Annotated in this window: 7 protein-coding genes; all 7 read right to left on the minus strand. The window is 60.2% G+C overall.

The window, feature by feature from the left end; all coding sequences use genetic code 11:
• Nucleotides 1-159: 159 nt before the first annotated feature.
• The 7 genes from ABD842_RS16185 to ABD842_RS16215 all read right to left on the minus strand — a co-directional run bounded on the left by ABD842_RS16185 (nt 160) and on the right by ABD842_RS16215 (nt 8,875).
• Nucleotides 160-945 (minus strand): OmpA family protein, encoded by a 786-nt coding sequence (locus ABD842_RS16185; protein ID WP_345116222.1) that lies wholly within the window; start codon nt 943-945, stop codon nt 160-162.
• A 213-nt stretch (nt 946-1,158) separates the two neighbouring features.
• Nucleotides 1,159-2,040: an aldo/keto reductase gene (locus ABD842_RS16190; RefSeq protein WP_345116225.1), complete on the minus strand. Its 882-nt coding sequence runs from the start codon at nt 2,038-2,040 to the stop codon at nt 1,159-1,161.
• A 109-nt stretch (nt 2,041-2,149) separates the two neighbouring features.
• Nucleotides 2,150-3,985 (minus strand): peptidoglycan D,D-transpeptidase FtsI family protein, encoded by a 1,836-nt coding sequence (locus ABD842_RS16195; RefSeq protein ID WP_345116228.1) that lies wholly within the window; start codon nt 3,983-3,985, stop codon nt 2,150-2,152.
• 921 nt (nt 3,986-4,906) lie between these two features.
• Nucleotides 4,907-5,335 (minus strand): hypothetical protein, encoded by a 429-nt coding sequence (locus ABD842_RS16200; protein WP_345116231.1) that lies wholly within the window; start codon nt 5,333-5,335, stop codon nt 4,907-4,909.
• A 977-nt stretch (nt 5,336-6,312) separates the two neighbouring features.
• Nucleotides 6,313-7,353, minus strand: coding sequence for a Fic family protein (locus ABD842_RS16205; RefSeq protein ID WP_345116234.1), 1,041 nt, complete (start codon nt 7,351-7,353; stop codon nt 6,313-6,315).
• A 315-nt stretch (nt 7,354-7,668) separates the two neighbouring features.
• On the minus strand, nt 7,669-7,983 hold the full coding sequence (locus ABD842_RS16210) for a helix-turn-helix domain-containing protein (protein ID WP_345116236.1): 315 nt from the start codon (nt 7,981-7,983) through the stop codon (nt 7,669-7,671).
• Between the two features lie 391 nt (nt 7,984-8,374).
• Nucleotides 8,375-8,875, minus strand: a complete 501-nt coding sequence (locus ABD842_RS16215) for a hypothetical protein (protein ID WP_345116239.1) — start codon at nt 8,873-8,875, stop codon at nt 8,375-8,377.
• Nucleotides 8,876-9,140: the final 265 nt, after the last annotated feature.

The following is a 9,140-nucleotide window of genomic DNA, read 5'->3' on the forward strand; positions in this document are numbered from 1 at the left end:
GCCCGGTTGCTACTGAAGCGTCTCAATGGTCACGCGCCGGTTGCGGGCGTCGGGCGATGGGTAAAGCAGCTGCAGGTCGCCGCAGCCAATGATGGCCAGCCGGCGGGCTGCTACGCCGGCGCGTACCAAGTATTCTTTTACGGCCCGAGCCCGCTGCTCCTAGAGCACCAGGTTCTTCGCCGGCTCGCCAATGCGGTCAGGGTGCCCGGCAATGCGCAGCCGAACGACCGGCTGAGCCTTGAGCTGCGCTGCCAGCTGATCCAGGGCCGGGCCGGAGTCGGGCAGCAGGTCGGCCGTGGCCGTGCGAAACAAGACGGTGGGCAGTACGGCAGTTTGCGCCGGGGCCGGCACCCGGGCCCTGGAAGGTGCCGCCGAAGGGCGCTGCTGCGGCCGCACCGCTATGCCAACCGTGATGGGCGTCGCCGTTCTGCGGCTGGTCGGATAGAAGCCCTGCGTAAGGTAAAAAGTAGTGGCTTTGGTAAGGCGCGCAGAGTAGCTGTTGCCCTGGGCTATGGGGTGCTGCAAGGCCGCATCGGCAAACCAACGCACGTCGCGGCCCGAAACGCGCAGCGTGCTTACCGTGCCGGCCGTTACGGCCGCCGGCGACTTAAGAATAAGGCGGTAAAACGTAAAAAGTCCGGAGTGACAGGTTCCCACGGGGCGGTACGTTGCCCGCCCGCTGAGCTTTTCTTCCGCGGCATCATACGTGAGTGAAATAGTGCCCTGGCACCAGTAAGTGCCCTCCGGACCCGTCTGCTGCAGCTGCCCCACGTGGGCCAGCTGCAGGGTGGAGCCCACACTACGACCCCGCACCTGAAAAGTGCCGGTGATGGGGGAGACGTATTCTTCTTCCTCATACAGCACTCCCGTTACGGTAGCATCCTTATCGGTGCGCAGCGTGAGCACCGCCGGGCAGAAGCGGGGCTTGGGAGGATTGATTTCCACTCCCTGCCAGGTTCCGGTCAGCTGCTGGGCCTGTGCTGCCCCGCTCACTGCCAGCAGGATCAGGCAAGTCCAGAACTGCGTTGCGCCGGGGACATCAAGGCGTCTGGTACGCGAATAAGGGATTCTGCAAAGCATTTTGGATAGCGTCACATTAACGGGGCTGCGCGCAAGGAACAAATTGGCCGGCATAGTTTTGCGGCAAGCTGGTCGCGGCTACTCCAGATGAGCCATGTCTTCGGCGCTGAGCCTGAGGTCGGCGGCCAGCAGGTTTTCGCGCAGGTGAACCAGCCGGGAGGTGCCGGGAATGGGCAGCAGCCAGGGGGAGCGGTGCAGCAGCCAGGCAATGTTAATCTGGGCCTCCGAGGCGTTGTGCCGGCGGGCTATTTCGGCAATCTTGTCGTCGGCCCTGGGCAGGGAGTGAACCAGGGAGAAGTAGGGAATGAGCGGGATGCCGTGCTGCTCGCACAGATCCAGCACTTCCTCGCCGCCCCGGCTTTCGCCATGCGGGCTGTGCAGGGTGGTGCGCTGCCCGTGGCCGTACATGTTTTCGACGGTGGCAATAGGGCCCATGCTCAAGCCTCTTTCCACTTCTTCCCGGCTCACGTTGCTCAGCCCTACGTGCAGGATCTTGCCTTCCCGCTGCAGCTCGAACATGGCGCCCAGCTGCTCTTCAAACGGCACCCCGCCGTGGCCGATCAGGCGCAGGTGCACGAGCTGAATCTGCTCCTGCCGCAGCGTGCGCAGGTTGTTCTCGATGCTGGCGCGCAGGTTTGCGGGTGTGTGGTAAGGCACCCAGCTTTTGTCGGGGCGGCGGGTGGCGCCTACTTTGGTGCAGATAACCAGATCGGACCCGTAGGGGTGCAGGGCCTCGGCAATCAGGCGGTTGGTGACGTCCTCGCCGTAGTAGTCGGCCGTGTCGAGGAAGCTGACGCCCTGCTCCACGGCGGTGCGCAGAATCTGCAGCGCCTCGGCGCGGTTGGCGGGCTCGCCCCATACCTCGGGGCCGGGGAGGCGCATGGTACCGTAGCCCAGGCGCGACACGGTGAGCGGATGGGCGGAATTTTGGGCGATGGTGATGGTGGAGGGCGTGGTCATGGGGCGGGGGTAGCATGAGCCGCGGATTCGGGGTGGACCAGCGGGGCTAGCAGGGGGGCAGACGTTTGAGCGAACAGTTTGCCTTAAAACCGTAGCCCGTCCTCCTGGCTCAGGGGTATTGCGCCACCTGAGCCCGGCGCTGAATGCGCTTCTCCCACCGCTTCCGCTTGGGGGCAATGGAGCCGCGCAGGTATTTCTCCATCACCAGCACGGCGCAGGGCGCGGCAGCCGTGGCCCCGAAGCCCGCATTTTCGATATACACCGCCACGGCTATTTTAGGGTGGTCGGCCGGGGCGAAGCCGACGAAGGCGGCGTGGTCGTCGCCCTCGTCGTTTTCGACGGTGCCGGTTTTGCCGGCTACCGTGATGCCCACATCGGCGAGGCTGGAGGCGTCGGCGGTGCCGCCGCGCTGCATCACGGCCACCATGCCGGGCACCAGGGCGGCGAAGTTGGCGCTGTCGATGAGGGTGTGGTGCTTGACAGTGAAGCGCGGCAGCGGCCCGCCTGTGCCGATGCCGCGCACCAGGTGGGGCGGGTAGTACCAGCCGCGGTTGGCAATGATGGCGGCCATGTTGGCCATCTGCAGGCCCGTGAGGTTGATTTCGCCCTGCCCGATGCTGAGCGAGTAGATGGAGCGGTAAGTCCAGCGGGTGGTGCGGCGGGCTTTATCGTAGTAGGCCGGGGTGGGCAGGAAGCCGGGGGCCTCGCGGGGCATATCCGCGCCCAGCACCGAGTCGAGCCCGAACGAGCGGGCGTAGCGCCGCCACCGGGCCAGGTTGGCGTGGCGGGCGGCCACGGTATCCTGCGCCAGCGAGTCGGGCACCTGGTCGATGAGATTCTGCATCACCTGGTAGAAGTAGGGGTTGCAGCTGTACTTGAGGCCGGCGGTCAGGCTCCGGGGTTTGGGATGGTCGTGCACGCAGCTCACCAGCGACTGGTCGCAGCGGAAGGCGGTGGCGGGCTTGAGGGCACCCAGTTGCAGGGCCACGGCGGCATTCACGAGCTTGAAGACCGAGCCGGGCGGGTTGGCCAGCATGGCGGGCCGGTTGAGCAGGGGCATGTCTTCGTGTTCGAGCAGCCCGGCGCGCACCCCGGCCTGGTCGGGGGCGGTGAGGGTGGCGGCCGGGTACACGGGGGCCGATACGTAGGCCAGGATTTCGCCGGTGCGCGGGTCGAGGGCCACCAGGTAGCCCTTGCGGCCGCCCAGCAGCTTTTCGGCGTAGGCCTGGAGCTTCGCGTCGATGGTCAGGTGCAAATCCTGGCCCTGCTGAAAGATGGTGTCTTTGGCCCAGGTGCCGTGCTGCTGGCCTTTGGCGTCTAGCAACGGGTGCAGGTAGCCGCGGTGGCCGGTGAGCAGGCCGCTGTAGTAGGTTTCGACGCCGCCGTTGCGCAGGCGGTAGAAGCGGCCGCGGCCGGTGCGCCGCGCCTGGCGGAAGAAGGGCTGGGCCTCGGTGCTGCGGTAGCCCAGCACCGGGGCGCCGGCTTTAGTGGTGTAGACGCGGCGGCGGCGGGCGGTGAGGGTGAGGCGGGGCACGGTGGCGCTGCTGTCGCGGCGCACCCGCTCGGCTTCGGACTTGGTGAGGCGGAGCTGCACGGGGTAGCCGGACCGGGCTTCCGGGTAGGGCAGGGCCTCGGCAATGCGGCGGCGGACGGTGGTCGAATCCCAGCCCAGCAGCCGGCCCAGGGCCAGGGTGTCGAGCGGAGGGCGGCGGGGCAGACTGAGCAGAAACTGCGGGCGGGTGGCTACCAGCACCGAGTCGTGGCGGTCGAGGAGGCGGCCCCGATAGAGCGTGTCGGCTACCACCACGCGGCGGGCGGTGTAGCGGATGCTCACGCTCTGGTCCTGACCGGGGATGCCCGAGGACTGGTCGGGGGAGGAGCAGGCGGCCAGCGCTAGCAGCAGAGCCAGCAGACTATTTCCCCACTTATTGAAAGCCGTGCGCATGGGGTAAAGCTAGGCAATTGCCGGGCGTGGGGGGCGCGCTTTTCGCCCAACCGGGTTTCCGGCTGTCTGAACCAGGTCGGAAGCGCGCTCTGCCTGCACGGCCTGCTGCATTGAATCGGTTAGCGTACTGCCGTTGCCGGCCGGATCAACCCCAAAGTACCGCTAAGATCCGGCAAGCGGCCCCGGCAGGGCCAGCCGCGAGTTGAGTTTGGGTAGAGTCGAAGGTAGCTTCCTGGTCTGGCGAGCTGGCTCACCTCTTTTGCCAACCAGTTCGGGTTTGATCCGAACCAGTTCGCCTCCGACCCGAACCAGTTCGCCTCCGACCCGAACCAGTTCGCCCCCGATCCGAACCAGTTCGCCCCCGATCCGAACCAGTTCGCCTCCGACCCGAACCAGTTCGCCTCCGACCCGAACCAGTTCGCCCCCGACCCGAACCAGTTCGCCCCCGATCCGAACCAGTTCGCCTCCGACCCGAACCAGTTCGCCTCCGACCCGAACCAGTTCGCCCCCGACCCGAACCAGTTGAGGTCAGAGGTGAACTGGTTCGCCTTTGTTGCCAACTAGTTCGGGCCAACGGGAAACCAGTTCGCCTTTCCGGCCCGCCAGTTCGGGCCCGACCCGAGCTGAGCCGCGAATCAGCCCCGGTTGGGGGGCTGGAAGACGTACTGATTGGCCCGGCTCCGGGAACCGGGCGGTTCTGCGGCGTTGCCGGATGGGAGCTTCACAATTCCAGGGCACTTACGCAAGTACTGGTATTCCAGGTCGCGCAGAATGACCGAGAGGTTGGCCGTTTCCAGGATAATGACCTGCTGAACACCCAGCGGCCCGCTCCCCCAAGGGAAGCGGGCCGCTGGGTATTCAGCATAAGAGCCTGAATCGGACGTTCCGATTCAGGCTCTTATGCTCCTTGTGCCTGCTGAATTACCCGCGCGTGAAAGTCAGCACGGTGCGCACGCCCGTCTGGATGTTCACGGCCTCGGTCACCAACTCATTGTTATTGTTGCCGCAGGTGTAGGTGATGCTGTAGCTGCCGGATGGCGTCTGTACCGTGGGTACGGTGACGCTGCAGACCGGTTGATCAACTGAGGTGAAGGAATAAGTGATCTTATTGCCGACGACGGTATAGGTAAAATTGAATTTGGGGGTAGAGGTGCATATGCCGCTGCAATCGGGGCCTTGCGAATATCCCTGGCCAACCCCACTGCTGTTGAGCGGACCAAAGTAATACGTCAGCTGTTTGGTCGGGGCGCTGGTGCAGCCGCCCGCAGTTTTCCAGGTGCCTACGTAGCAGGCATTGGTTGAGCCCGTGCCGGTGCCAGCGGTTGGATCGGCCAGCTTCACGTCGTTCATGTACAGCGTCGGTTGCCGGCCAACTATGGCTATCTTGAGGTTGTTGCTTTTGGGGGTATTGGTAAACAGTGCCTTCGGGATGCTGCCCGAATAGTTGATTTTGGTAAGCGGGTTTGTGATGAAGCCAACCCTGTAGCTAAGCTCGAAAGTATAATCGTTGTTGTCTTTAAGGATAATTTTATCGCCTGATTCACGTGGTGAATACGAAACATAAGGTTTAGTGTCGCCAACCTTTAAATCATTTACGGTGATATAGAAGGAGTCAAGCGTAGGGTCCGCTTGCGTTTTGTCTATTAAAGGCGGATATCAGGATATCCAGGGGCGTGGGGTCCTCTTCGTTCTTGTCGAAACAGCTGACCAAAGGGCTCAGGCAGAGCAGTAGAAGAGCGAGTAATGCGTTGCGGTGGTAGGTGTGCTTCATGGGGGGTAGGTAGGGTATTTAAAGTGTCTGATAAAGGTGGGGCGGGCGGAAGCGGAGCGGCAATACCTGCTTTGGGGTATATTACCCGGGGGGGCTGTTGGGCTTCGCCGCCTGTGGGTGCGCTACAGCCCCGTGCCGCGCTGGGAAGTCCGCCCTGGAAGCACCTGGTGGACGCGCTGCGGGCCGAGGATATGAAAGCCTTCAGGCGGCTGAACCGGGGGCTGTATGGGGGGTAGAGCCAGGCGCGGGAGCTGGTGACGACGGGCGGGAAAGATGGGGCCTCGGTAGCGTAGGAATTGGGCTACTGGCGCGAGTTTAGGCGCAGCCGTAACTCGTGCCCAGCCATTGCCGGGAGGCTGCGCCGCCCCCGCCCGAACGACTGGCACCCAATGCTACTCCGGTCCGCTAAAACCAAAACCGCGCCGCCCGGATGATTCCAGGCGGCGCGGTTCCGGCTTGCCGCGTTGCGGCAGTGGAGGCGCAGCCTCCACCTCAAGGCTGGTCACGAGTTACGGCTGCGCCTAAACTCGCGCCAGATGGGTCTGCGCGGTATGAACTATACCAAGTAATATACTGTGGCGCGTCCACTGCCTTGTTTTTCTACTAGTTTGTTGACAGCTAATTCAGCCAAAATACGTTTCACAGTAGGAGCAGGAATTGCCAGCTTATCGGCAATTTGACCGGATTGGCAGCCAGGGTGGTTGCGTATAAAAGCCAAGACTGCTTTTTCCCGGGGGCTCCGCTGCGTCTCGGTTTCCGAAGCTGTGAACTTGTGCAGTAACTGCTGCTGCACGTTGAGCAAGGCGTCGAAAAAGAAAGCCAGCCAAGTGGAAATATTCTCCCCCGGCCGTTGCGACTGGCACTGTTGCAGTACCCGGTAGTACTCCGTTTTGCGGCTCTCTATTTCGTGCTCCAGGCTTACGTACTGAATCCAGACGTAGCCGTGACGCAGTAGGAGCAGGGTAGCCAGCAGGCGGCTGAGGCGGCCGTTGCCATCCTGGAACGGGTGGATGCTCACGAAATCGTAGGCAAACAGCGCGCATTTCACCAGCGGGTGCGTGGCATGGTCGTAGTGATACCAGGCTACCAGCTCGCGCATGGCGTCATCGGTAGCGAAGCCAGGCTCAGTGGTCTGGAAGATAAGCTGGCGCGTGCCATCGGGCAAGGAGGCTTCCACGGCGTTGCTGTGCTGCTTGTAATTGCCGCGGTGCCAGTGGTCTTTGTCGCTGAAGCGTAGCAGCTGGTTGTGCAGGCCTTTAAGGCTGTTTTCGGTGATGTCGATGTCGGCGTACGACTCGGAAATCAAATCCAGCACCTGAAAGTAGCCAACGACTTCTTGGGCATCCCGGTCTTCGAGCTTGCTGATGTCGGTGTTTCGCAGGAGCACATCCACTTCCTCGTCGCTCATACGGGAACCCTCGATGCGGGTAGAAGCGCCCACGCTACGTACTGTGGCAATGGCCTTGAGCTGTTTCAGCGTCTGGCCCTCGCGCCGCTCAATGGCCGACCAGCTGGCATCAAACCGGTCCAGCTTGCTGACGATGCCCAGTAAAGCCCAGCCCAGCGTCACCCGAACGGTGTGTACGTGTTCATCCATAGCGTGAAGGTATGGAATGATACGATTCGATACGATTCGATACGGTAGTGATACGATACAAACGAACTGCACCGCCCGGATGATTCCAGGCGGCGCGGTTCGGGCTTGCCGCGTTGCGGCAGTGGAGGCACAGCCTCCACCTCAAGGCTGGTCACGAGTTACGGCTGCGCCTAAACGCGCGCCAGATGGGGGGCGTTCAGGGTACATAACCTCCGCAACAGTATGCGTCTCTACATACGCTGGTCCCGCCCACCAAAACGCCGCCCGGATTGCTTCGGGCGGCGCTGTTGTGGTTTTGCTGGGCTGCGGTAAGAGCTAGAACTTAATGGAAAGCTCCAGATGCCCGCCGAGTCCTTCGGAAATGATGCGCTGTAAGGTAGAGAGGCGCACGTCTTTCAGGTCTTTTTCCAGCTTCGAGATGTACGATTTGTCGGTGCCGGCCAGGTCGGCGAGTTGCTGTTGGGTGAGGCCTTTGGCATGGCGGGCCTGCTGGAGTAAAGCCCCCAGCTTAAACCCCTCATAGCCGGCCTCAAACGCTTCGCGGCTTTTGCTGCCTAGAGGGCCGTGCTCCTGCTCAATGAACTGGCTGAGACTGGTGAGCTTATCGTTGGCTGGCATAGTATTCGGCATAGCGTGAAGGTATGGAATGATACGATTCAATACGATTTGATACGGTAGTGATACGATACAAACGAGTCGCGCCGCCCGGATGATTCCAGGCGGCGCGGTTCCGGCTTGCCGCGTTGCGGCAGTGGAGGCACAGCCTCCACCTCAAGGCTGGTAACGAGTTACGGCTTCGCCTAAACTCGCGCCAGATGGGGCGTTGGTTCAGGGTAAATAACCAACGCAACGATTGAGACGCAACTATGCGTCTCTACATCCGCCGGAGCCGCCCACCAAAACGCCGCCCGGATTCCTTCGGACGGCGTTTTGGTTGTTTTGCGTGGGGGTGGCGGTGTGGGCTCCACCTCAAGGCTGGTTGCGAGTCAACGCTGCGCCTGAACTTGCGATAAGGGAAAAATTATAAGGACATTGCTATTCTTTTTGACAAAGGGTCTTCGTTTTCCCATTTTTCTATCTTAAGTATTAATTCATTGTCAATAAAGTTTTGAAAAATGGTTTGGTTATTATTGAATATATCAATAATATATATTGCGCTTTCCTTTAAATGCAAAGCAAAGTCAGCCCATAATAATTTGTTCATATCTAATAAATTAAAATGATTTTTAAGGACTTTTCTTCCGGCTGGATTTGGATGGCCGCCTATTTCACAGTGTTTCCAGTATTCTTCATTGCGAAATTTTCCATCGCATCTCTTTCTCATCAGTGACGGATTAAAGTATTTGCGTATTTGTTCTGAATCAGAATCAAGCCATTTAGATGCCTCGTTAATTTCTTTCGAAAATAAAAATAGTAAATACTGTGTTTCTACTAGTTGTCGTAGTAAAGCAGATGCAGCATAGTTCAATTTATTTGACAATAATTTAATTATTCCTTCGGATAGCTCAGATATTATTTCCAAAAGAACTCCTACTGCCTCCGTGTTTCGTGATCTTGTTATCCATCCTGATACATATAAAGATTGGCCAGCGTGTGTAAAACTGGCTGATATACTTTTGCAAATAGAAACACGTAAATTGTGTAGATGTTCATTTGATAAAAGTGTGATTATGTTATCGTTGTTATAGCAGTTTCATAACTGGCGTACACCTTTCCGGGGCGGGTTCGTAAGCTAGTACATGCGCGCCTATTCCTTGGACTTACGTGAGAAAATCGCCGCTGCTTGC

It is taken from the genome of Hymenobacter algoricola (genome assembly GCF_039539525.1).
Lineage (GTDB): Bacteria > Bacteroidota > Bacteroidia > Cytophagales > Hymenobacteraceae > Hymenobacter > Hymenobacter algoricola.